Origin of the sequence: Variovorax sp. PAMC28562 (assembly GCF_014303735.1) — a bacterium.
Taxonomy (GTDB): domain Bacteria; phylum Pseudomonadota; class Gammaproteobacteria; order Burkholderiales; family Burkholderiaceae_C; genus Variovorax.
On sequence record NZ_CP060296.1, the window covers coordinates 794,457 to 817,462 of the forward strand.

The following is a 23,006-nucleotide window of genomic DNA, read 5'->3' on the forward strand; positions in this document are numbered from 1 at the left end:
AAGTGCTACACACATGGTGCGTAGGGTTTCAACCGCGCTTTCAAATCTCGATCTTCGACCCGAGCTCCACCACCGCATTGTTCGGCAGACCCAGAAAATCGGCTGCCCCACTCGCGTTGTGGTGCATCTGCGCAAACAGCTTTTCGCGCCACGGCGACATGCCGCCGCCGAGGGTGGGAATGACCACGTCGCGCGATAGAAAGTAGCTCGTCGCCATCGGCTCCAGCTGGCATCCGCGCATGCGCGCCTGCTGGAGCGCACGCGGCAGGTCGACGTCGTTCTTGAAGCCGTAGTGCACGATGACTTGCCAGCAGTGATGCCCTAGTGCCTCCATCTCGATGCGCTTGTCCATCGGTATCCATGGCACCTCGTGGTTGCGCACCGTGACGAACAGGTTCTGCTCGTGCAACACCTTGTTGTGCTTCAGGTTGTGCAGGAGCGCGTTGGGCACGACTCCCGGGTCTGCAGTGAGAAACACCGCGGTCCCCTCGACCCGCGTCGGCCGGTTCAAAAACACCGAAGCCAGAAAGGATTTGAGCTCGAGGGCATCTTTGCGCTGCGCTACGCCCATGAGGCGCCGGCCTTCTTTCCACGTGGTCAGTACGACGCACAGGACGGCCGCCATCACCAGTGGAAACCAACCGCCCTGCATGATCTTGAGCGAATTCGAGGCAACGAAGACGAGGTCGACCGCGAAGAAGAAGCCTGTGGTCAGGACGCACAACCACAGGGGGTAGCCCCAGCCGTATCGGATCACGAAGAAGGTCAGTGCAGTCGTGATCACCATCACGAGGCTGACTGAAATACCGTAGGCCGCAGCGAGCGCAGACGACGAGCCGAACAGGCTCACAGCCAACACCACGCCGGCATACAGCGCCCAGTTGACGGCCGGAATATAAATCTGGCCGGTTTCCCGTACGGAGGTGTGCAGGATGGTGAGTCGGGGCAGGAAGCCGAGCTGGATCGTCTGCTTGGTGGCCGAAAATGCGCCCGATATCAGTGCCTGCGAAGCGATGACCGTGGCCGCAGTCGCCAAGACGACCATGGGAACCAGCGCCCACTCAGGCGTCATCAGGAAAAACGGATTCTCAGCCGCCTTGGGGTCCAGCATCACGAGCGCGCCTTGCCCGAAATAGTTGATCACCAATGCCGGCATCACGAGCGCGAACCAGGCCAGCCGGATCGGGAATTTCCCAAAGTGCCCCATGTCGGCATAGAGCGCCTCGGCCCCGGTGACGCACAAAAATACTGCGCCGAGCGTGATGAACGCCATAGAGTGATTTGCCAAAGCGAAGCGAACACCATGACCGGGCCAGATCGCTGCGAGCACAGCCGGCTCACGAATGATTTGCGCTGCGCCAGTGGCCGCAATGGCGAGAAACCACAAGATCGTAATGGGTCCGAAAAAGCGCCCGAGGTCGCTGGTTCCATGTCTCTGCGCCATGAACAGCACCGTAAGCACCACCAGCGAAATGGGCACGACATACGGTTTGGCCGCGGGCGTGATGATCTCCAGCCCTTCGACCGCCGACAGCACCGAGATCGCCGGAGTGATCACGCCATCGCCGAAAAAAAGCGCGACACCGAACACCCCGATCAAGAGCAACGTCCCACGCAGCCGTTCCCTGTCTTTCACCGATTGCGACGCCAGCGCGAGCAACGCCATCAGCCCGCCCTCGCCGTGGTTGTCGGCACGCATGATGAGCGCCACGTACTTGATGGACACCACCACCATCAATGTCCAAAAAAACATCGACAGCACGCCCAGAACGTTGTCACGCGTTAGCGGAACATGGCCGTGTGCAAATACTTCCTTGAATGCGTAAAGAACAGAGGTGCCGATGTCGCCGTAGACGACACCGATGGCGCCGAGCGTGAGCGCGGCAACCGAAGACTTGACATTGCTGCGCATGCGTCACTGCGACGTGGCCGCCCTCCCGGACGGTCGTCGCTCAATTGGTAGGAACCGGATTGTGCTCCCCCGCCCGCCCTTATTCGTAGACTTCGGCGTCAGGGTTGGTCGCTTCCAGTTCGTAGCTGGCCGCCACCATCGCCAATCGACCGATCACGCCGTACATGTAGAAGCGGTTGGGCGCGCTGGCACCCGGCTTGGCGCCGGGCTGGGGCATGTGGGCGCTCTCGGAGAACGCCAGTGGCACAAAGCTCGAACCCGGCGAGTTGAGGCTTTCGTCGGAACTGCGTTCGGCGTGCACCCGGTAGAAGCCGCCGACCACGTAGCGGTCCATCATGTAGACGACCGGCTCGGCCACGCCGTTGTGTACCCGCTCGTTGGTCAGGACGCCCTCCTGCACGATCACTTCGTTGACCTCCAGCCCGCTGCGGGTGCTGCTCATCTTGCCCCGAGTCTTCTTGTCGAGAGCTTCGAGCTCCTTCACATCGCGCACCGTCATCACGCCCATGCCGTGGTTGCCGTTGTCGGCCTTGACGATGACGAACGGCTTCTCGTTAATGCCGTATTCCTTGTACTTGCGGCGCACCTTGGTGAGCATGGCGTCGACGTGGCTCGTGAGCACATCGGTACCCATGCCCTCCGCAAAATTGACGCCATCGGCCTTTGATGTCATCGGATTGATCAGCCAGGGGTCGATGCCGAGCAGTTTGCCGAAGCGCTTGGTGAGCTCTTCGTAGCTGTGCGCATGGTTGCTCTTGCGGCGCACCGACCAACCGGCATGCAATGGCGGCAACAGGTATTGCTCGTGCAGGTCTTCCAGGATGCCCGGCGTTCCTGCAGAGAGGTCGTTGTTCAGCAGGATGGTGCAGGGATCGAAGTTTTTGAGACCCAGCCGGCGCTTGGTGCGCACCACCGGCTCCAGGCAAATGCTCTCGCCATTGGGTAGTTCGATCTTCTTGGGCGACTTGATCGCCGGATCGATCGAGCCGACCCGCACATTGAGCCCGGCCATCTTGAAGATGTGCACAAGCTGGAGCACGTTGGCAAGGTAGAACGTGTTGCGCGAGTGATTTTCCGGAATGACGAGCAGGTTGCGCGCTTCGGGACAGATCTTTTCGATGGCTGCCTGTGCGGCCTGCACTGCCAGCGGCAACATCTCTTTGGTGAGGTTGTTCCAGCCCCCCGGAAACAGGTTGGTGTCGACCGGCGCCAGCTTGAAGCCGGCGTTGCGAACATCGACCGAGGTATAGAACGGCGGCGTGTGCTCCATCCATTCGAGCCGAAACCAGCGCTCGATGGCAGACATCGAGTCGAGCACGCGTTGCTCAAGTTCGTTGATCGGGCCGTTCAGGGCGGTGACGAGATGCGGGACCATGCGGCGGCCTTGTTGTTGTTGGCGCTTTGTGCAAGAAAGCAGGATCGGGATTGTAGGATTTGGGGCCTGACCGCTAGATGACAACCCGCCGTGCGCAAATCGGCACGCCCGGCGTTGCCGTCGACCGCTCTCGCACGCACGCCGATCAGCTTCTGGTTTCGCCTTGGCCCAGCACAACGTATTTCAACGACGTCAGACCCTCGATCCCCACCGGGCCGCGTGCGTGAAACTTGTCGGTGCTGATGCCGATTTCGGCACCGAGGCCGAACTCGAAGCCATCTGCAAAGCGCGTGCTGGCATTGACGATCACGCTGGCCGAATCGACCTCGCGCAAAAATCGCTGCGCATTGACGTGGTCGCGCGTGACGATGGCATCGGTATGGTGGCTCGAATAGTGATTGATGTGTGCGATCGCTTCGTCGACATCCTTCACTACCTTGATGCTGATGACGGCTGCCAGATATTCCTCGGACCAGTCGGACTCGACGGCATCGACCACCAGCGAACCTGCTTCGACCGCGCCCTCGCCCCGCAGGATGTGCGCAGCCTTGGGATCGCAGCGCATCTCGACACCCTTGGCCACAAACACGGCCCCGATCATCGGCAAGAAGGTCGCTGCCACGCTCTCGGCCACCAGCAGCCCCTCCGCCGCGTTACACGGGCTGTACTTCTGCGTCTTGGCGTTGTCGACGATGGCCAGCGCCATCGGCAGTTCGGCGGTGCTGTCGATGTACACATGGCAATTGCCGTCGAGGTGTTTGATGACGGGCACCTTGGCGTCGCGGCTGATGCGCTCGATCAGCCCCTTGCCGCCACGCGGAATGATCACATCGACAAACTGGGGCATCGCGATCAACTGGCCGACAGCTTCACGGTCGGTGGTTTGCACCAGCTGCACCGCTTCGCGCGGCAGGCCGGCCTCGGCCAGCGCGTCGCTCACCAGTTGTGCCAGCGCCTTGTTCGATTCGATCGCCTCGGAGCCACCACGCAGGATCGCCGCATTGCCGCTCTTGATGGCGAGGCTGGCCGCCTCGATCGTCACGTTGGGCCGACTCTCGTAGATCATGCCGAACACGCCGAGCGGCACGCGCATCTGACCAACGCGGATGCCGCTGGGCTGCTGCTTCATGCCGATGATTTCGCCGATGACATCGGGCATCGCGGCAAGTTGCTCACAGCCCTCGGCGACGGTGGCGATCACCTTGGGCGTGAGCTTGAGCCGGTCGATCATCGGTTCCGACAGACCGGCAGCCGTGGCGCGCTCCAGGTCTTGCCGGTTGGCGATCTCCAACGCCGGACCGGCCTCGCGCAAGCGCCGGGCCAGCGCCTTCAAAGCTTTTATCTTGGTGACGGCATCGGCGCGAGCCATGACGGCCGACGCTGTTTTTGCCTGCAAACCGAGGGCTTGCATGTGCTCGTGGACATTGAACGCGTTCATCGCCCTATTTTGCCGCGCCTCGGAACCCAGTCGCTTGCCCACTCTCTGTAACGCCTTGCGACGCTGGACCGATCTGATTTGATCGGTCAGATCAGAAGGCCGCGATCCAGACCGCGAATCATGTAGCGCAGCTGCGGCACAGCATGAACGCCAGCCGCTGCAAAGCCTGCCAGCCACTGGCCGGCCAATCCGGCTGCTTCAGCCCTTTGACGATGCCGTCGACGATGTGCGCAGCGCGCAGCATGCGGGCCAGCGCGCGATCGTCGATGCGCGGCAGCACGCGCTCGAACGCCCGCTCGCGCGCGCCCCAGATGCGGTTTTCGCGCAGCGCCATCGGTAGCGGCCGCCCCGCAGCCATCGCGTCTTTGACGCGCTTTAGCGCGCGGATGTCTTCGGCCAGCGCGTAGTGCACCAGCACCTCGGCCTCGCCTTCGGCCCTGAGGCCGTCGAGCATGCGCGCCACGCGCTGCGGATGGCCCGCCAGCACCGCCTCGGACAACTTGAACACGTCGTAGCGCGCAACGTTGTTGACTGCGCCTTCGACCTGCTCCCAACTCAGCTCGCCGGCCGGGTACAGCAACGCCAATTTCTGGATTTCCTGGTGGGCGGCGAGCAGGTTGCCCTCGACCCGATCGGCAAAAAACTGCAGCGTGCGCTGGCCTTCTTCGCCTGCCTTCACGCGCTGACTCTGTGTCGCCAGACGCTGCGCGATCCACTGCGGCAGTGCACCGCGCTCGACCGGATCGACCTGCAAACTCACGCCATGGTTTTCCAGCGCCGAGAACCAGGCACCGGTGCGCGTCGCCTTGTCGAGCTTGGGCAGCAGCACCAGCGTCAGCGTGCTGTCGTTGCCACGCGCCGCCTCGGCGATCTGCTGCAGCGCGGCGCTGCCGTCTTTGCCCGGCTTGCCCGACGGCACGCGGATCTCGACGATCTGCTTGTCGGCGAACAGGCTTAAAGAACCGCCCGCCGCGAGCACGGCACTCCAGTCGAAGTGCGCGCCGGAGGCGGTGTACGAGCTACGCTCGGTGTAGCCCTGCTCACGGGCGGTGGCGCGGATGGCATCGGCGGCCTCCTGTGCGAGCAACGGCTCGTCGCCGTGCACTGTGTAAAGCGGCCGCAGCGCCTGCTTCAGGTGCCCGGCGAGTTGTGCCGCGGAGAGCTGCATGGGGACGTGACTTTCAGAGCTGCTCTATCAGAGCTGCTTGACCGCGCCGAGCCGGCGCACGGTCTGCTGGGCGATGTCGTTCTGCATGTCGCGGTACAGCAAGTCGGCCTCGCTCTCCTTGGCGATGGCATTCGTCTCGTTGTAGGTCAGGTCGCGCCGTTGCTCGATAGTGGTGGTCGGCAACAGTTCCTTGCCAGCCGGCGTGGAGAGCTTGAACTTGAAGTTCAGTACCAGATCGAGTTCGCGCACTTCACCGGCGGCATTGGTCGACAGCACGACACGTGTGCGGTCTTCGCTGACCACTTCGAGGATGGCATCGGCCACCACCGGCTCACCGGCCTTGCCGATCTCGACCACAGTGAGCGTGCCGGTCGCGCGCAAGTTACGGCGCAGCAGATTCACGGTTGCGGAAGTGCCTCGCACCGCGATGGTCTTGAAAGCGAACACCGGCGGCTTGCGCAGCTCGAAGCCGCAACCGGCCAGCCCGGAGATTGCGATGGTGCCGCCGAGCGTCATCGCCGACATGGCAAGCACGCCACGGCGCGACATTGAAGAAGAGGATTTCATGCGTTTCATTCCACCACGTCAGAGCACGACGTTGACCAGCCGACCCGGCACCACGATGACGCGCTTCGGCACCGCGCCCTGCGCGTGGGTTGCGAAGGCTTCGCTGGCCAGCACGATCTTCTCGATCTCCTGCTTCGACGCACCCGTGGGTACGCTCACCGCGCCACGCAGCTTGCCGTTGATCTGCAACATCAATTCGACCTCGTCTTGCGCCAGTGCCGCCACGTCGACGGCCGGCCAGGGCGCATCGAGCAAGTCGCCGAATTGCTGGTCGTAACCGAGCGCCAGCCAGAGCTGGTGCGTGATGTGCGGCGTTGCCGGATACAGGCAGCGCAGCAGGATGCCGAAGCCTTCACGCACCGCCGCGGAGTCACCGGCGCTGCCGTCGGGCTTGAAGGCGTCCAGTGCGTTCAGGAGCTTCATCGCGCCCGAAACCACCGTGTTGTACTGCATGCGCTGGTAGTCGTAGTCGACCTGACGCAACACGCTGTGCACCTCGCGACGCAGCAACTGCGCGCTCTTGCCGAAGGTGGGGGCAGCGCCCTTGCCTGCAGCCGATGCAGCCAGCGCGACGCCGAAATTCCACACGCGCCGCAAGAAGCGCGAACTGCCTTCGACCGCCGCGTCGTTCCACTCCAGCGTCGCCTCGGGCGGCGCGGTGAACATCGTGTACAGCCGTGCCGTGTCGGCGCCGTACTTCTCGATCAGGTCTTGCGGGTCGACGCCGTTGCGCTCGCTTTTGCCCATCTTGCCCACGCCGCCGTACTCGACCTTGCGACCACCGGCCACCGTGCCGCCGACGATGCGGCCCGCGGCATCGAGCGTCGGCGTCACTTCGAGCGGCGGGTGGTAGTGCTTGCCGCCCTTGTCGTCGCGGTGGTAGTAGATGTGGTTGAGCACCATGCCCTGCGTCAGCAGCTTGGCGAAGGGCTCGTCGATGGTCACCAGGCCCAGGTCGCGCATGACCTTGGTCCAGAAGCGGGCGTAGAGCAAATGCAGGATGGCGTGTTCGATGCCGCCGATGTACTGGTCCATCGGCATCCAGTACTGCGCGCCTTCGCCAACCATCGCCTGGTCGTTCTTGGGGTCGCAATAGCGCATGAAGTACCAGGATGAATCCACAAAGGTGTCCATCGTGTCGGTCTCGCGCCGAGCAGGCTTGCCGCACACGGGGCAGACGACGCCGGCGTGGAAACCTTCGTGCTTGATCAGCGGGTTGCCGGAGCCGTCGGGCACGCAGTCGGTCGGCAAAATGACGGGCAGATCCTTCTCGGGCACCGGCACCGCGCCGTGCTCGTCGCAGTGGATGATGGGGATCGGCGTGCCCCAATAGCGCTGGCGGCTCACGCCCCAGTCACGCAGCCGCCAGGTCGTCTGCAGTTCGCCCAGGCCTTTGTGCTGCAGCGCATGCGCCACCGCAGCCACCGCCTCCTTGAACGGCATGCCGCTGAAGTTGTCGGAGTTGATGGTCACGCCGCGCTGCTTGTCGGCGTACCAGTCCTGCCACTTGTGATAGTCGAAGTGCGGCTCGTCGTCGACCAGCACCACCTGGATGATCTCGATGCCGTATTTGTTGGCAAAGGCGAAATCGCGCTCGTCGTGTGCCGGCACGCCCATCACCGCGCCATCGCCGTAACCGATCAGCACGTAGTTGCCGACCCACACCGGGATCGGCTCGTCGGTGATCGGGTGCATCACGACCATGCCGGTGTCGACGCCCTTCTTCTCCTGCGTCGCGAGTTCAGCCTCGGTGGTGCCACCGCCCTTGACTTCCTCGATGAAGGCGGCGACTTTAGGATTCGTCTTCGCGGCGTGCAGCGCCAGCGGATGCTCCGGCGCGACGGCGCAGAAGGTCACGCCCATGATGGTGTCGGCGCGCGTCGTGAAGACGTACATGCGGCCGTCCTGGATCAATTGGCCGCCGGCATCCTCGATGTCGTGAGGGAAGGCGAAGCGCACGCCTTCGCTCTTGCCGATCCAGTTCTCCTGCATCGTCTTGACGCGCTCGGGCCAGCCCGGCAGCTTGTGCTGGGTGTGCTCGAGCAGCTCAGGCGCGTAAGCGCTGATCTTCAGGTAGTAGCCGGGGATCTCACGCTTTTCGACGGTCGCACCGGTGCGCCAGCCCTTGCCGTCGATCACCTGTTCATTGGCCAGCACGGTCTGGTCGACCGGGTCCCAGTTGACGACCTGGGTCTTGCGGTAAGCGATGCCTTTTTCGAGCATCTTCAGGAAGAGCCACTGGTTCCACTTGTAGTAGCTCGGGTCGCAGGTGGCGATCTCGCGGCTCCAGTCGATCGCCAGCCCCATCGCCTGCAGCTGGCTGCGCATGTAGTCGATGTTTTCGTGGGTCCACCTGGCTGGCGGCACACCGTTCTTGATGGCGGCGTTTTCCGCGGGCAGGCCGAAAGCGTCCCAGCCCATCGGCATCAACACGTTGTAGCCGCACATGCGCAGGTAGCGCACCAGCATGTCGTTGATGGTGTAGTTGCGCACATGGCCCATGTGCAGCTTGCCGCTCGGGTAGGGCAGCATCGAGCAGGCGTAGTATTTCTTCCGCTTAGCGTCTTCGATGACGCGGTAGGCGTCGGCAGCGGTCCACTGGGCCTGGGCAGCCGACTCGACGTCGCTGGGTTTGTAGCTGGGGTTCATGGCAATTCGGCAGGAGCCCGGCACCGGGCGGCCGGGGGAAGGCGGATTATCGCGGGTGGCAGCACGTTGGCGCCTCCGCCATGCGGCCAGCCCCGTTTTCGCGTGCCACAATGATTTCGACCCCGCGCAAAACGCGACCCGCGCGCTGTCCGGTGTCTTTTGGGAAGCCCGCTGACCGATGGCCCTGCTGCCCGATTCAGAAATCAACGCGCTGATGCGCGCCGAACACGGCGACCCGTTCGCGGTGCTCGGCCCGCACGAAACCAGCGCCGGCCTCACGATCCGGGCACTGCTGCCCGGCGCCCGCTCGGTGACCGCCGTGCACGCGCGCTCGGGCGACCCGCTCGCGGTGCTGGCCCGGCATGGCGATACCGATCTTTTTTCGGCGCTGGTGCCCGCTGCGCCGGCCCGACTCGGCTACCTCTTTCAGGTCGACTGGGGTGGTCACACATCGGAGCTCGACGACCCCTACCGTTTTGGCTCCGTGCTGGGCGAGACCGATGTCTGGCTGCTGGCTGAAGGCACGCATCTGCGGCCTTACGAGCAGCTCGGTGCGCACTTGCGGGAGGTCGACGGCGTGCGCGGCGTTGCCTTTGCGGTGTGGGCGCCGCACGCGCGCCGCGTATCGGTGGTGGGCGACTTCAACCAATGGGATGCACGCCGTCACATGATGCGGCTCAGACGCGAGTGCGGTGTCTGGGAAATGTTCGCGCCGCACCTGATGGCGGGCGACAGCTACCAGTTCGAGCTGCTCTTCGCCGATGGCACGGTGCAGCGCAAGGCCGATCCGTTCGCGTTCTCTGCGCAGTTGCGCCCGCATACGGCCTGCGTGGTGCGGCCGCTGCCTGCTGCAGTGCCGATGCCAAAAGGCCGCGCCGAGGCCAACCAGCGCGACGCGCCCATCAGCACCTATGAGGTGCATCTGGGCTCATGGCGTCGCAACCACGGTGAGTGGCTCAACTACCGCGAACTGGCCGAAACGCTGGTGCCGTATGCACGCGACCTGGGTTTCACGCACCTTGAATTGCTGCCCGTCAGCGAGCATCCGTTCGATGGCTCGTGGGGCTATCAGCCGGTCGGCCTGTATGCGCCGACGTCGCGCTTCGGCACGCCGGAGGACTTTCGCTTTCTGGTGGCAGCCGCGCACGAAGCGGGGCTCGGCGTCATCCTCGACTGGGTGCCAGCGCACTTTCCGACGGACGCGCACGGCCTTGGCAATTTCGACGGCACGCCGCTGTACGAGTACGCCGACCCACGAGAGGGCTTCCACAACGACTGGAAGACGCTGATCTTCAACTACGCGCGACCTGAGGTTCGCAACTACCTGGTCGGCAACGCGCTTTACTGGCTGGAGCGCTACGGTGTCGATGGTCTGCGCGTCGATGCGGTGGCGTCGATGCTGTATCGCGACTACAGCCGCGAGCCGGGTCAGTGGGTGCCGAACGCACACGGCGGTCGCGAGAACCTTGAAGCCATCGAGTTCCTGCGCCGCATGAACCGCGTGGTCGGTGTCGAGCGGCCGGGCGCAGTGACGATCGCCGAAGAGTCGACGAGCTTTCCCGGTGTGACACGTCCGCCCTCCGAAGACGGCCACAGCGGCGGGCTCGGCTTCCACTACAAATGGAACATGGGCTGGATGAACGACACGCTGGCCTATGCCGGCACCGACTCGCTGCACCGAAAGCACCACCATCAGAAGATCACGTTCGGCCTGATGTACGCGCACTCCGAGAATTTCGTGCTGCCGCTGTCGCACGACGAAGTGGTGCACGGCAAGGGCTCGATGATCGGCCGCATGCCGGGCGACGAATGGCAAAAGTTCGCTGGCCTGCGCAACCTCTACGGCTACCTCTGGGCGTACCCCGGCAAGAAGCTGCTCTTCATGGGCAGCGAATTTGCACAGATCGCCGAGTGGAACGCCGACCAGAGCCTCGACTGGCACCTGCTCGACCGCGCGCCGCATCAAGGGGTGCAGTGCCTGGTGCGCGATCTCAACAACGTGTACCGGCACTTTCCCGCACTGCACGAACTCGACAACGACGGACCTGGCTTCGAATGGATCGTGCACGACGACGCCGACCAGTCGGTCTTCGCCTTCATCCGCCGCGCCCGCGATGGCGCCTTCGTCATCGTGGTGTGCAACTTCACGCCGGTGGTGCGACGTGGCTATCGCCTCGGCGTGCCCGTCGCCGGCGCCTATCGCGAGATCCTGAACACCGACAGCACGGCGTACGGCGGCAGCGGTGTCGGCAACGGCACGGTCTGGAGCGACACGGTGCGGTGGCATGGCAAGGAGCATTCGGTCGCCGTGGATGTGCCGCCGCTGGGGACGTTGATGTGGGTGCTGGTTTGAACCGACACGACAAGATGAAGACAGCACGATGAACACAGGCCACCCCTACCCCCTGGGCGCCACGCCAAGCCCGCAAGGCGTCAACTTCGCCCTCGTCGCGCCTAACGCGACCAAGGTCGAGTTGTGCCTGTTCGACAGCTCCGGCAAGCACGAGCAACAGCGTCTCGCGCTGCCCGCCTGCACCGATGGCGTATGGCACGGGCAGCTCCCGAGCGGCCGGGCGGGCTTGATCTACGGCTACCGGGTGCACGGTCCGTGGTCGCCCGGAGACGGGCACCGCTTCAATCCGGCCAAGGTGTTGCTCGACCCCTACGCGCGCGCCATCAACGGTCGCTACGGTGGTGAAGAAATCTTCGCCGGCCACGATGCCAGAGACGCGACGCAGCCTGATCGCCGCGACAACGCGTCGGTGGCACTCAAAGCCTGCGTGGCAGCGCCGCTGCCTACCGCGCCAGCCGGTCGCGCCCGCATCGCGGCCGGCGAACGCGTGCTTTACGAAGCGCACGTGCGCGGCCATACGCGGCTGCACCCCTCCGTGCCCGAAGCGCTGCGCGGCAGCTACGCGGGACTGGCGCAGCCGGCGGTGCTCGATCACCTGCAGCGACTCGGCGTCACCACGCTGAGCCTGATGCCGGTGCAGCACCGTGCCGACGAGCAGCGGCTGCTCGGCATGGGGCTCAGCAACTACTGGGGCTACAACACCATCGGCTGGTTCGCCCCGGAGCTGCGCTACTGGAGCGGCCAGGTCGGCACCACGCCGGCGAGCGAGTTCCGCGCGATGGCCGACGCGGTGCATGCGCGCGGCATGGAACTGGTGATCGACGTGGTCTACAACCACAGCGCCGAAACCGATGAACTCGGCCCGACACTGTCGATGCGCGGCATCGACAACGCGCTGTACTACCACCTGCGCCCGGACGATCGCGCGCTCTACGAGAACTGGACCGGCTGCGGCAACTGCCTGAAGCTCGACGAACCCCGCGTCGTGCAGCTCGTGATGGACAGCCTGCGCTACTGGGTCACCGAGTTCGGCGTCGATGGCTTTCGGTTCGATCTGGCGCCGGTGCTCGGCCGCGATGCGGTGACCGGTTTCGACCGGCGCGCGCCCTTTTTCGCCGCGGTAGCGCAAGACCCTGTCTTGTCGCGTGTGCTGCTGATCGCCGAGCCCTGGGACATCGGACCCGGTGGCTACCAGCTCGGCGCCTTTCCTTCCGGCTGGCTCGAATGGAACGACCGTTACCGCGACACCCAGCGCGGCTTCTGGGTACGACAGGGTCGCGACGGCAGCGCGGGCCTCGGTGATTTCGCGCACCGTTTCACCGCATCGAGCGAGCAGTTTCGCCATGACGCGCGGGCACCGACCGCGAGCGTGAACTTCGTGACGGCGCACGACGGCTTCACGCTGCGCGACGTGGTCAGCTACGACGAGCGCCACAACCTCGCCAATGGCGAGAGCAACCGCGACGGCACGAGCCACAACATGAGCCGCAACTGCGGTGTCGAAGGGCCGAGCGACGACCCGGCAGTGCAGGCCGAACGCATGCGCCTGCAACGGGTATTGCTGGCAACACTGCTGCTCTCGCAAGGCACGCCCATGCTGCTGGCCGGGGACGACCTCGGCCATACGCAGCACGGCAACAACAACGCCTACTGCCAGGACAGCGCGCTGACCTGGCTCGACTGGGCCGCAGCCGATGCGTCGCTTGCGCCCTTCATCGCGCGGCTCACGGCCTTGCGGCGCGAATCGCCGGCGCTGCGCAACGCGCATTGGTGGCTCGCCGGCAACGCCGCTTCTGCGGGTGTCCATTGGTTGCGCCCGGATGCCCAACCAATGACAGCTGCAGACTGGCAAGGCACGGCCCTTGCAATCCGGTTCGATCCACTCCCGGGTGCCGCCGCCGGCGAAGGGATGCGGCTCGTGCTGGTGAATTCAGGCGCGGCGCCCGTCGACTTCCGGTTGCCCGAGGGCACCTGGCGCGGCTGCCTCGCTACCGACCCGGCGCAAGACGAATCCGTCGCATCGCAGCCGTTGCCGGCAAGCGTCCGTGTGGCACCTGCGAGTCTGTGGATTGCAAGAACGTAGGAGCCATGCGCGCGTGCCGGTGCTAGGCTGGAATCGAGGCAAGGATCTGGACAAGAACTGCAGACGAACGAACCAACAAAGACAGACGGAGACACACCATGGACCAACCCACGCCAGTCACTCTCGAGGCGCACCAGCTCGTGCGCCGCACCATCGCCCTCGTGCTTGCCGGCGGCCGCGGCTCGCGGCTGAAGCAGCTCACCGACCGGCGCGCCAAGCCGGCCGTGTACTTCGGCGGCAAGTTCCGAATCATCGATTTCGCGCTGTCGAATTGCCTTAACTCCGGTATCCGGCGCATGGCGGTGGTCACGCAATACAAGTCGCATTCGCTGATGCGTCACTTGCAACGCGGCTGGAGCTTTTTGCGGGCCGAACTCAACGAGATGGTCGATGTGCTGCCTGCGCAGCAGCGCGTGGGTGACGAGCACTGGTATCGCGGCACGGCCGACGCGGTGTTCCAGAACCTCGACATCCTCCAGACCCGGTCGACGAAGCACGACTACGTGGTGGTCCTGGCCGGTGATCACATCTACAAGATGGATTATTCGATCATGGTCAAGGACCATGCCGAGCGCGGCCTGGGCTGCACCGTCGGCTGCATCGAAGTACCGCGCATGGAGGCCACGGCTTTCGGCGTGATGGCGATCAATGAAGACCGCACCATCACCGCATTCCTCGAAAAGCCTGCGGACCCGCCCGCGATGCCCGGCAACCCGGATGTCGCGCTGGCCAGCATGGGCATCTACGTGTTCGACTCGCAGTACCTCTACCAACTGCTCGAAGAAGACAACCTCGATCCGGATTCGGATCACGACTTCGGCAAGGACATCATTCCCCGGGCGGTGGCCGAAGGGCGCGCACTCGCGCATCCGTTCGGCATGTCGTGCGTAACGCGCGGGCCACGCGGACCCGGCGCCAAGGCTTACTGGCGTGACGTGGGCACGATTGATGCATTCTGGGCGGCCAACCTCGATCTGGCCTCCATCACTCCCGAGCTCGACATCTATGACACCGACTGGCCCATCTGGACCTACCAGAGGCAACTGCCGCCGGCCAAGTTCGTTCTTGACCGCGACGGCAAGAACGGCATGACCTTCAACACCATCGTGTCGGGCGGCTGCATCGTTTCGGGCTCCTCCGTCAGCAATTCGGTGCTGTTCTCGGGCGTGCGTATTCATTCGTTCTGCGACATCACCGAGGCCGTGCTGCTGCCCGACGTAGAGATCGGACGCGGGGCGCGCCTTAAAAAAGTGGTGATCGACCGCGGCTGCACGATCCCCGACGACATGGTCATCGGCGAAGACCCGGCCGCCGACGCGGCACGCTTCGAGCGCACCGAGGCCGGCGTGACGCTGGTCACCCGCGAGATGCTCAGGCGTCTCGAAATCTGAGCGCAGATGCGAATTCTCCAGGTCAGCGCCGAACTTTTCCCCCTCCTCAAGACCGGTGGCCTGGCCGACGTGGCGGGTGCGCTGCCGATCGCGCTCGCAGCCGCCGGGCAGGAGGTGCGCGTGTTGCTGCCTGGCTTTCCGGCCATCCTTGCAGGCGTTGTCGACCTGGCGCCCGTTGCCGAACTGCGGGCGCCGTGGGGCGACACCAGCCGCTTGCTGCTCGGCCGCATTCAAACAACCGGCGCACCCGATGTTCCCGCCTACGTGATCGATGCGCCGGCGCTGTACGACCGGCCGGGCAACCCTTACGAAAACGCCGATCGCCAGCCCTACGACGACAACCACCGCCGTTTCGCGCTGCTCGGCTGGGCCGGCGCGCAATTGGCCCAAGGGCTCGATACGGACTGGCAGCCGCAGGTGGTGCACGCCCATGACTGGCACGCCGGCCTGGTACCCGCGTACCTGGCCTTTGCCCAGCGGCCAGCCGGACCGCGCGTCGGCAGTGTCTTCACCGTGCACAACCTGGCCTACCAGGGCGTTTTCGCACCGTGGCATTTCGCCGACCTCGGCCTGCCAGGTCCGGCATTCCAGGTGAACGGGCTCGAGTATCACGGCCAGTTGTCTTTCATGAAAGGCGGGCTGTACTACGCCGACCGCCTCACCACCGTCAGCCCGACCTACGCCCGCGAGATCCAGACGTCCGAGCAGGGCTTCGGCCTCGATGGCTTGCTGCGCGCGCGCAATGGCGTGCTCACCGGCATCCTCAACGCGGTCGACGACCAGGTCTGGAACCCGGCCAACGACACACTGCTGGCCGACCGCTTTGAAGCCCGGCGCATGGCCGGAAAGGCGCTCAGCAAAGCAGCGCTGCAGCGCCAGCTCGGCCTTTCCGAATTGCCCGATGCCCCGCTCTTCATCGTGGTCAGCCGACTGACAGAACAGAAAGGACTGCACCTCGTGCTGAGCGGTCTCGATGCGCTGCTCGACCAGGGCGGCCAGCTGGCGCTCCTCGGCGGCGGTGACGCCTGGCTCGAAGATGCGTTTCGCCATCGCGCTGTCGCCATGCCGCAGTCGGTGAGCGTGACCATCGGGTACAACGAGTCGCTGGCACACCAGCTCTTCGGCGCCGGCGACGTGACGCTGGTGCCCTCGCTTTTCGAACCCTGCGGCCTCACGCAGATGTACGGACTCAAGTATGGTTGCCTGCCGCTTGTGCGCCGCGTTGGCGGATTGGCCGATACAGTGGTCGACACCACACTCGAGGACATGGCGGACGGCGAGGCCACCGGCTTTGTCTTCGACCGCTTCGAGCCCGGCGACTACGCGCGCGCCATGCGTCGTGCCTTCGCCCTGTACCGGCGTCCGACGGATTGGAAACGCGTTCGCGCCACCGCCATGCGCAGCCCTGTCGACTGGGCAACCGCCGCCGCGCAATACATCGCGGTCTATCAACAGGCCATCGCCTGACGGCTTCCAAGCCCCCTCACAACCTCTGCGAACACTTTATGACCACAACGACGCCCACGACCGCAGCGACACCTATCAAAACTTTCGAATACGACCATCCCGATCGTGACGTGGCCGCTTTCAAACGCGCTGTTGCGAACAAACTGATCTACGCGGTCGGCAAAGACCCAGTCGCGGCCAGCCAGGACGACTGGCTCAACGCCACCGCATTGGCCGTGCGAGACCAACTGGTCGAACGCTGGATGACCACCACCCGTGCGCAGTACCAGCAAGACGTGAAGCGCGTGTACTACCTCTCGATGGAGTTCCTGATCGGGCGCACATTCACAAATGCGCTGCTGGCGGTCGACCTCTACGACACCGTGCGCGAGGCGCTGGCCGACTTCGGCGTCGACATGTCGGCGCTGGCCGAACGCGAGCCCGATGCGGCGCTCGGCAACGGTGGCCTCGGCCGCCTTGCCGCGTGTTTTCTCGACTCGATGGCGACGCTCGGCGTTCCCGGCATGGGCTACGGCATTCGCTACGAATACGGCATGTTCCGCCAGCGCATCGTCGACGGCCAGCAAGTGGAGACGCCCGACTACTGGCTCACACGCGGCAACCCGTGGGAGTTCCAACGGCCCGAGGTCAACTACCGCGTGCGCTTCGGCGGCCATGTGCAAAAGCGTGAGGGCAACAACGCGCCCTACGGCGCTGCCGACTGGGTCGACACGCACGACGTGCTGGCCGTGGCCTACGACACCATCATTCCCGGCTACGGCACGCAAGCGACCAACACGCTGCGCCTGTGGTCGGCCCGTGCCACCGAAGAGATCGACCTGTCTGCCTTCAACAAGGGCAACTACATGGTCGCGGTCGAGAGCAAGAACCAGTCGGAAAACGTTTCTCGCGTGCTGTACCCCGACGACTCGACAACGTCGGGGCGCGAGCTGCGGCTGCATCAGGAGTACTTTTTCTGCAGCGCCAGCGTGCAGGACTTGTTGCGCCGCTATCTGCGCAACCACACCACCTTCGACCAGCTGGGCGACAAAGTCAGCATCCACCTGAACGACACGCACCCGGTGCTCGCGGTGCCCGAGATGATGCGGTTGCTGCTCGACGAGCACAACCTCGACTGGGATACGGCCTGGGCCGCCACGCAAAAGGTCTTCAGCTACACCAACCACACGCTGATGCACGAGGCGCTGGAAACGTGGCCGGTCGAGATGATGGGTCGCATCCTGCCGCGACATCTGCAGATCATCTATGACATGAACGCGAAGTTTCTCGCGACCGTGACGCAGAAGGTCGGCAACGATGTCGAGCTGCTTCGCCGCTTGTCGCTGGTCGACGAGTCGGGCGAGCGGCGCGTGCGCATGGCGTACGTCGCGGTGCTGGCGAGCCACTCGATCAACGGCGTGTCGGGCCTGCATTCGGAGCTGATGAAGCAATCGATTTTTGCCGACTTCAACCGTATCTTTCCGGAACGCTTCAACAACAAGACAAATGGCGTGACGCCGCGGCGCTGGCTGGCGCAGGCGAATCCGTCGCTCGCCGCACTGCTCGACCAGCGCATCGGCAAGGGCTGGCGCCGCGACCTGATGCAGCTCGAAGCATTGAAGCCGATGGCGGCACAACCCGCCTTCGCACGTGCGTTCCGGCATGCAAAGCGCGAGAACAAGTTGCGCCTGGCCAACTGGATCGAGCAGCACATGGGCGTGGTGATCGACACCGACGCAATGTTCGACGTACAGGTCAAGCGCATCCACGAATACAAGCGCCAGTTGCTCAACGTGCTGCACGTCATCACGCGCTACCAGCGCATCCTCGACGCGCACGCGGCGGGCGGACCGATCGACATCGTGCCGCGCGTGGTGGTGTTCGCGGGCAAGGCGGCGTCGGCCTATGTCGTCGCCAAGATGGTGATTCGGCTCATCAACGACGTGGCAGCAGTCATCAACAACGACCCACGCGTCGGCAAGTTGCTGAAGGTCGTTTTCTTGCCGAACTACAGCGTGAGCCTGGCCGAGATCATCATGCCGGCGGCCGATTTGTCAGAGCAGATTTCAACCGCCGGCACCGAGGCTTCGGGCACCGGCAACATGAAGTTCGCGCTCAACGGCGCACTGACCATCGGCACGCTCGACGGCGCCAATGTCGAGATGCGCGACAACGTCGGCGCAGAGAACATCTTCATCTTCGGCAACACCACGCCGGAGGTTGCGGACATCCGCTTGCATGGCTACCAGCCCCGCGACATCTACGGCGCCAACCCCGAGTTGCAGCGCGTGCTGGACGCGGTGCGCGACGGTGCGTTCTCTCCCGGCGAGCCTTCGCGCTACCAGGGCATCTACGACTCGCTGGTGAACTGGGGCGACCACTATCTGCTCTTGGCCGACTACGCCAGCTACATCGAGGCGCAAGGCAAGGTCGATGCGCTGTACCGCGATGCGGATGCGTGGACGCGGATGGCGATCCTCAACGTAGCGGGCATGGGTGCGTTTTCGTCGGACCGGACCATCGCCGAATACGCGCACGACATCTGGCACACGAAGCCGGTTTTGCTTTGAACGTCTGAGCCTCCGCGTGCCATCGGCCCTTGAGGCCGCTGGCTTCGCGTCAGCGCGCGGGCTGCGTTGGCGCTTCGGTCACGAAGCCGATGCGGCTCAAGCCCGCCTTGTTCGCGATGCCCATGAGCTCGACGATCTTGCCGTACGGCACGGTGTGGTCGGCGCGCAGTTGCACCTCGGTGTCGCGGCTGTCGGTGGCTGCTTTCTGCAACCGGCTCGCCAATTCCTCGTCGCTCACGGCCTGATCGTTCAAGAACACTTTGCCGGCCGCGTCGACCGACAGGCTCACGAACTTGGGCGTGTCGTTCGGTTGGCCGGCATCGGTTTGCGGCAGATCGAGCTTGATCGAACTGGCCATCAGCGGCGCGGTGATGATGAAGATCACCAACAGCACGAGCATGACATCGACCAGCGGCGTCACGTTGATGTCGGAGAGCGGACGTTGCCCGCCAGTGCCACCGTGGCTGCTTCCGAGCGAAATGCGACCGAAGGCCATTTGCGTATTCCGCGGGTCAGGCGACAGGCATCGGACGCGCCGGCGGCAACGTTTCTTCGCGCCGGGCTACCACGCCGCCAAAGGTGCCGAGCAGGTCGTGCGCAAAGCCTTCGAGCTCGGCCTCGATTCGGCCGATCACACGACCGAACACGTTGTAGGCCAGCACGGCCGGGATCGCCACCGCGAGGCCGAAAGCCGTCATCACCAGCGCCTCGCCAACCGGGCCTGCCACCTTGTCGATCGTGAAGCCACCGGTCTGCCCGGCAATGCCCGACAGCGCCCGGTAGATGCCCCAAACGGTGCCGAGCAGGCCGACAAAGGGAGCCGTGGCGCCAACGGTCGCCAGCAGAATCTGGCCTGACCGCAGTCGGCGCAGCGAGCCATGCAGTGCGTCGCGCAGCACACGCGTAAGCCGCTGCGATCGGTCACCGGCAGCGCCGAGCGTCGTGCTGCTCGTTGCAGTCGCAACAGCCAGGTTTTTGACAGCCGTTACCGCAGGCAACACGAGCGCCGTGCGATCGAAAGACTTGAGGTTCTGCTCTGCCTCGGCCAGCGTGGTGGCCTGCCAGAACGCGGCGATGCTACGCAACACGCTGCGGGTGCCGCTGCGCAACAACCAGGCTTTCAGCAGGATCACGACCCAGCTCGACACCGACATCGCGAGCAACAGCGCCGCCACCGCGCGGCTGACACCATCGCCTTGGGTCAGCAGCTCGAGAACGCTCACCCGATGCCTTCTAGCGCAGGCCGAGCACGTCGAACATGTCGAACAATCCGGCCTTTTGCTGCGCGAGGAACTGCACAGCGCGGAAGCTGCCTTGCACGTAAGTGGCGCGGCTGGCCGACTTGTGCGTGATCTCGATGCGCTCGCCAGTGCCGGCGAAGAGCACGGTGTGGTCGCCGACGATGTCGCCGCCGCGGATGCTGGCAAATCCGATGGTGGACGGGTCGCGCTCACCGGTGAGGCCTTCGCGGCTGTAGACGGCGCATTCCTTCAAGTCGCGACCCAGCGCGTCGGCGATCACTTCGCCCATCTTCAGCGCGGTGCCGGACGGCGCATCGACCTTGTGACGATGGTGCGCCTCGATGATCTCGATGTCGTAGCCGGTCGAAAGTGCCTTCGCCGCCATTTCGAGCAGCTTCAAGGTGACGTTGACGCCGACGCTCATGTTGGGCGCCATGACGATCGCGATGTTCTCGGCGATCTTGGCGATCTCCGCTTTTTGCGCGTCGGTGAAACCTGTCGTGCCGATGACCGCTTGCACACCGAGTTCGCGGCAGACCGCGAGGTGCGCCAAGGTGCCTTCAGGCCGCGTGAAGTCGATCAGCACCTGGGCATCTTTGAGCCCATTGCGCAGATCAGAGACGATCGGCACGCCGCTCGCAAAACCAAGGAACGCGCCGGCGTCGGTGCCGAGCGCTTCGGAGCCCGGCACATCCAGCGCGCCGGCCAGTTCGAGGTCAGGCGCGTTGCGCACGCCCTCGATGAGCATGCGGCCCATGCGACCAGAGGCGCCAGCTATCGCGATACGCCGCATGTCAGCGGGTGGTGGTGGATTCGAGCGGCGGGTAGCTCGGCGGCAGCGGAGCCAGCGAAGCGGCAGATGCGTCAGGCTTGATGCTCTTGTCCGGCACGAACTTGCTGAGTTGGTCTTCACTGGCTTCGAGCACGGGCACCTTGCCGCTACGCTTGCGGGCATCGACAGCCGCCACGAATTCTTCTTCGCTCGGCATGGTGTCGCCGTCGAAGCGGTCGAGTACCTCGCCCTTGAAGTAAACAGTCAGGTGGCGCTGCTGAGCGTCGACGCCTTGCCGACGAATGGTGAAGACGTAGTCCCAACGATCGACATGGAACACGTCGGTCAGCAGCGAGGTGCCGAGTACTTCGCGCACTTGCTGTCGCGACATGCCAGGCTTCAGTTGCTCGACCTGCTCTTTGGAGACGAAGTTGCCCTGGACCACCTCGACCTTGTAGGGCGTGACAGCGCTCAACGCATCGCGCGTTCGGGTGCCGAGGTTGGTGCAAGCGCCCAGACAGAGGCTCGCGGCGACGCCGGCGATAAGCCAGACGCGGCTTTTTGAATTGGCAAGCATGGGGGAAAAGGGTGACGATATGATCGGCGCATTGTAGCGGCTGGCCCCCGGCGGACCCCGTTCCGTACGGCCCACGCAGGAACGACCATGGCCAACATCGACGAACTCAAGAACACCGGCCTGAAGGCCACCTTGCCGCGCCTGAAGATTCTCGAGATCTTCCAGACCGGCGGCCTGCGGCACATGACGGCCGAAGACGTCTTTCGCATTTTGCTCAACGAGCACTCCGACATCGGCCTGGCCACGGTTTACCGCGTGCTGACCCAGTTCGAACAAGCCGGAATCCTGGAGCGCAGCCACTTCGAAAGCGGCAAAGCCGTTTACGAGCTAAACGAAGGCAAGCACCACGACCATCTGATCTGCACATCGTGCGGCAAGGTCGAGGAGTTCTACGACGCCGAGATCGAGCGGCGCCAGCAAATGATCTCTCTCGACAAAGGCTGGATTCTGCAAGACCACGCCATGTCGCTGTACGGCCTTTGCGCCGACTGCGCCAGCCGACGCTAGTCCTGCCGGCCGGACTCCATCGCCCTGTGGTGCCGCTCCACGAATTCGGCATAGGTGTCGATGCCGCGCAGCTGCAAAATTGAATTGCGCACCGCCGCCTCGACCAGCACCGCAATGTTGCGCCCTGCCACCACCTGGATGATGACCTTGCGCACCGCGATGCCCAGCACATCTTGCGTCAGCGGGGCCGAGGGCATGCGCTCGTAGTCGCGCTCGAAGCTGTCGCGGCGCACCAGATGCACGATGAGCTTGAGCCGCATCTTCCGGCGCACAGCCGTCTCACCGAAGATCGCGCGAATGTCCAACAGGCCGATGCCGCGCACTTCAAGCAGGTTCTGCAGCAAGTCGGGGCAGCGGCCTTCGAGCGTGTTCTGGTTGATCCGGTAGAGATCGACGGCGTCGTCGGCCACCAGACCATTGCCACGGGAAATCAACTCCAGACCCAGCTCGCTTTTGCCGAGGCCCGACTCGCCGGTGATCATCACGCCGAGCCCCAGGATGTCCATGAAAACGCCGTGCATCGACGTGCGCTCTGCAAAATGCTTGGACAGGTAGGCGCGCAGCAGATCGATGACGAAGGCCGAGGATTCGCGCGTGGCAAAGAGCGGCAACTGGGCGCGCTCGCAGATCGACAGGAGTTCGTCCGGCGCGCTCTGGGCATCGGCCAGCACCAGCATCGGCGGCTCCAGTGTCACGATGCGGCCGATCCGGCGGGCGCAGTCTTCGGGCGTTCCGCGCGTCAGGTAGGCGACCTCGCGGGCGCCGAGGATCTGCACACGGTAAGGATGGATGTAGTTGAGGTAGCCGACCAGGTCTGCCGCTGACTGCGCGCGGCTGATGACCTCGATGTCGAACTGGCGCTCCGAGGCTCCCAGTCCCGCCAGCCACTCCCAGCGAAGCGAGCCGCGAAACTCCTCGAACATCGCATCGGCGCTGATGACGGTCGGCTTCATGCGC

At 64.4% G+C, this 23,006-nt stretch carries 17 protein-coding genes; 6 read left to right on the forward strand and 11 right to left on the reverse strand.

Annotated features, from left to right (window positions below):
- Nucleotides 1-40: 40 nt before the first annotated feature.
- The 6 genes from H7F36_RS03860 to leuS all read right to left on the reverse strand — a co-directional run bounded on the left by H7F36_RS03860 (nt 41) and on the right by leuS (nt 9,109).
- Nucleotides 41-1,912 carry a potassium transporter Kup gene (locus H7F36_RS03860; RefSeq protein ID WP_187053433.1) on the reverse strand — a complete coding sequence of 624 codons (1,872 nt, stop codon included), beginning with the start codon at nt 1,910-1,912 and terminating at the stop codon, nt 41-43.
- A gap of 79 nt (nt 1,913-1,991) precedes the next feature.
- A complete protein-coding gene (gene gshA / locus H7F36_RS03865; protein WP_187053434.1) occupies nt 1,992-3,287 on the reverse strand; it encodes a glutamate--cysteine ligase in 1,296 nt (431 codons plus the stop codon).
- A 145-nt stretch (nt 3,288-3,432) separates the two neighbouring features.
- Nucleotides 3,433-4,725, reverse strand: a complete 1,293-nt coding sequence (locus H7F36_RS03870) for a glutamate-5-semialdehyde dehydrogenase (RefSeq protein ID WP_187053435.1) — start codon at nt 4,723-4,725, stop codon at nt 3,433-3,435.
- A 118-nt stretch (nt 4,726-4,843) separates the two neighbouring features.
- A complete protein-coding gene (gene holA, locus H7F36_RS03875; protein ID WP_187053436.1) occupies nt 4,844-5,893 on the reverse strand; it encodes a DNA polymerase III subunit delta in 1,050 nt (349 codons plus the stop codon).
- A gap of 27 nt (nt 5,894-5,920) precedes the next feature.
- A complete protein-coding gene (gene lptE / locus H7F36_RS03880) occupies nt 5,921-6,460 on the reverse strand; it encodes an LPS assembly lipoprotein LptE (protein WP_187053437.1) in 540 nt (179 codons plus the stop codon).
- A gap of 18 nt (nt 6,461-6,478) precedes the next feature.
- Nucleotides 6,479-9,109, reverse strand: a complete 2,631-nt coding sequence (leuS, locus tag H7F36_RS03885; protein ID WP_187053438.1) for a leucine--tRNA ligase — start codon at nt 9,107-9,109, stop codon at nt 6,479-6,481.
- A 178-nt stretch (nt 9,110-9,287) separates the two neighbouring features.
- Between leuS and glgB the strand changes: the two genes are divergently transcribed.
- The 5 genes from glgB (at nt 9,288) to H7F36_RS03910 (ending at nt 18,952) form a co-directional block, all read left to right on the forward strand.
- Nucleotides 9,288-11,462, forward strand: coding sequence for a 1,4-alpha-glucan branching protein GlgB (gene glgB / locus H7F36_RS03890; RefSeq protein WP_187053439.1), 2,175 nt, complete (start codon nt 9,288-9,290; stop codon nt 11,460-11,462).
- Nucleotides 11,463-11,490: 28 nt separating this feature from the next.
- On the forward strand, nt 11,491-13,545 hold the full coding sequence (glgX, locus tag H7F36_RS03895) for a glycogen debranching protein GlgX (RefSeq protein WP_187053440.1): 2,055 nt from the start codon (nt 11,491-11,493) through the stop codon (nt 13,543-13,545).
- Nucleotides 13,546-13,643: 98 nt separating this feature from the next.
- A complete protein-coding gene (gene glgC, locus H7F36_RS03900; RefSeq protein WP_187053441.1) occupies nt 13,644-14,936 on the forward strand; it encodes a glucose-1-phosphate adenylyltransferase in 1,293 nt (430 codons plus the stop codon).
- 6 nt (nt 14,937-14,942) lie between these two features.
- The gene (gene glgA / locus H7F36_RS03905) at nt 14,943-16,403 is read left to right on the forward strand and encodes a glycogen synthase GlgA (protein WP_187053442.1); all 1,461 of its coding nucleotides are present in this window, start codon (nt 14,943-14,945) and stop codon (nt 16,401-16,403) included.
- 38 nt (nt 16,404-16,441) lie between these two features.
- The gene (locus tag H7F36_RS03910; RefSeq protein WP_187053443.1) at nt 16,442-18,952 is read left to right on the forward strand and encodes a glycogen/starch/alpha-glucan phosphorylase; all 2,511 of its coding nucleotides are present in this window, start codon (nt 16,442-16,444) and stop codon (nt 18,950-18,952) included.
- A 49-nt stretch (nt 18,953-19,001) separates the two neighbouring features.
- On the opposite strand, the gene H7F36_RS03915 is transcribed toward H7F36_RS03910, so the two are convergent.
- The 4 genes from H7F36_RS03915 to H7F36_RS03930 are packed head-to-tail and all read right to left on the reverse strand — an operon-like array spanning nt 19,002 to nt 21,542.
- On the reverse strand, nt 19,002-19,448 hold the full coding sequence (locus H7F36_RS03915) for an ExbD/TolR family protein (protein WP_187053444.1): 447 nt from the start codon (nt 19,446-19,448) through the stop codon (nt 19,002-19,004).
- 16 nt (nt 19,449-19,464) lie between these two features.
- Nucleotides 19,465-20,175, reverse strand: a complete 711-nt coding sequence (locus tag H7F36_RS03920) for a MotA/TolQ/ExbB proton channel family protein (RefSeq protein WP_187053445.1) — start codon at nt 20,173-20,175, stop codon at nt 19,465-19,467.
- A 10-nt stretch (nt 20,176-20,185) separates the two neighbouring features.
- Nucleotides 20,186-20,986, reverse strand: coding sequence for a 4-hydroxy-tetrahydrodipicolinate reductase (gene dapB / locus H7F36_RS03925; RefSeq protein ID WP_187053446.1), 801 nt, complete (start codon nt 20,984-20,986; stop codon nt 20,186-20,188).
- Nucleotide 20,987: 1 nt separating this feature from the next.
- Complete coding sequence (locus H7F36_RS03930) at nt 20,988-21,542, reverse strand: outer membrane protein assembly factor BamE (RefSeq protein WP_187053447.1); 555 nt, start codon at nt 21,540-21,542, stop codon at nt 20,988-20,990.
- Between the two features lie 87 nt (nt 21,543-21,629).
- On the opposite strand from H7F36_RS03930, the gene fur reads away from it, so the two are divergent.
- Nucleotides 21,630-22,049 carry a ferric iron uptake transcriptional regulator gene (gene fur, locus H7F36_RS03935; RefSeq protein WP_187053448.1) on the forward strand — a complete coding sequence of 140 codons (420 nt, stop codon included), beginning with the start codon at nt 21,630-21,632 and terminating at the stop codon, nt 22,047-22,049.
- Here fur and hprK read toward each other — a convergent pair.
- Complete coding sequence (hprK, locus tag H7F36_RS03940; protein WP_187053449.1) at nt 22,046-23,002, reverse strand: HPr(Ser) kinase/phosphatase; 957 nt, start codon at nt 23,000-23,002, stop codon at nt 22,046-22,048. The two genes, fur and hprK, sit on opposite strands and share 4 nt — an antisense overlap.
- Nucleotides 23,003-23,006: the final 4 nt, after the last annotated feature.

What these genes read in the sequence shown, in the direction of transcription:
- H7F36_RS03860 (WP_187053433.1), bottom strand. Translation starts at nt 1,912, where the DNA reads ATGCGCAGCAATGTCAAGTCTTCGGTTGCCGCGCTCACGCTCGGCGCC.
- gshA (WP_187053434.1), bottom strand. Translation starts at nt 3,287, where the DNA reads ATGGTCCCGCATCTCGTCACCGCCCTGAACGGCCCGATCAACGAACTT.
- H7F36_RS03870 (WP_187053435.1), bottom strand. Translation starts at nt 4,725, where the DNA reads ATGAACGCGTTCAATGTCCACGAGCACATGCAAGCCCTCGGTTTGCAG.
- holA (WP_187053436.1), bottom strand. Translation starts at nt 5,893, where the DNA reads ATGCAGCTCTCCGCGGCACAACTCGCCGGGCACCTGAAGCAGGCGCTG.
- lptE (WP_187053437.1), bottom strand. Translation starts at nt 6,460, where the DNA reads ATGAAATCCTCTTCTTCAATGTCGCGCCGTGGCGTGCTTGCCATGTCG.
- leuS (WP_187053438.1), bottom strand. Translation starts at nt 9,109, where the DNA reads ATGAACCCCAGCTACAAACCCAGCGACGTCGAGTCGGCTGCCCAGGCC.
- glgB (WP_187053439.1), top strand. Translation starts at nt 9,288, where the DNA reads ATGGCCCTGCTGCCCGATTCAGAAATCAACGCGCTGATGCGCGCCGAA.
- glgX (WP_187053440.1), top strand. Translation starts at nt 11,491, where the DNA reads ATGAACACAGGCCACCCCTACCCCCTGGGCGCCACGCCAAGCCCGCAA.
- glgC (WP_187053441.1), top strand. Translation starts at nt 13,644, where the DNA reads ATGGACCAACCCACGCCAGTCACTCTCGAGGCGCACCAGCTCGTGCGC.
- glgA (WP_187053442.1), top strand. Translation starts at nt 14,943, where the DNA reads ATGCGAATTCTCCAGGTCAGCGCCGAACTTTTCCCCCTCCTCAAGACC.
- H7F36_RS03910 (WP_187053443.1), top strand. Translation starts at nt 16,442, where the DNA reads ATGACCACAACGACGCCCACGACCGCAGCGACACCTATCAAAACTTTC.
- H7F36_RS03915 (WP_187053444.1), bottom strand. Translation starts at nt 19,448, where the DNA reads ATGGCCTTCGGTCGCATTTCGCTCGGAAGCAGCCACGGTGGCACTGGC.
- dapB (WP_187053446.1), bottom strand. Translation starts at nt 20,986, where the DNA reads ATGCGGCGTATCGCGATAGCTGGCGCCTCTGGTCGCATGGGCCGCATG.
- H7F36_RS03930 (WP_187053447.1), bottom strand. Translation starts at nt 21,542, where the DNA reads ATGCTTGCCAATTCAAAAAGCCGCGTCTGGCTTATCGCCGGCGTCGCC.
- fur (WP_187053448.1), top strand. Translation starts at nt 21,630, where the DNA reads ATGGCCAACATCGACGAACTCAAGAACACCGGCCTGAAGGCCACCTTG.
- hprK (WP_187053449.1), bottom strand. Translation starts at nt 23,002, where the DNA reads ATGAAGCCGACCGTCATCAGCGCCGATGCGATGTTCGAGGAGTTTCGC.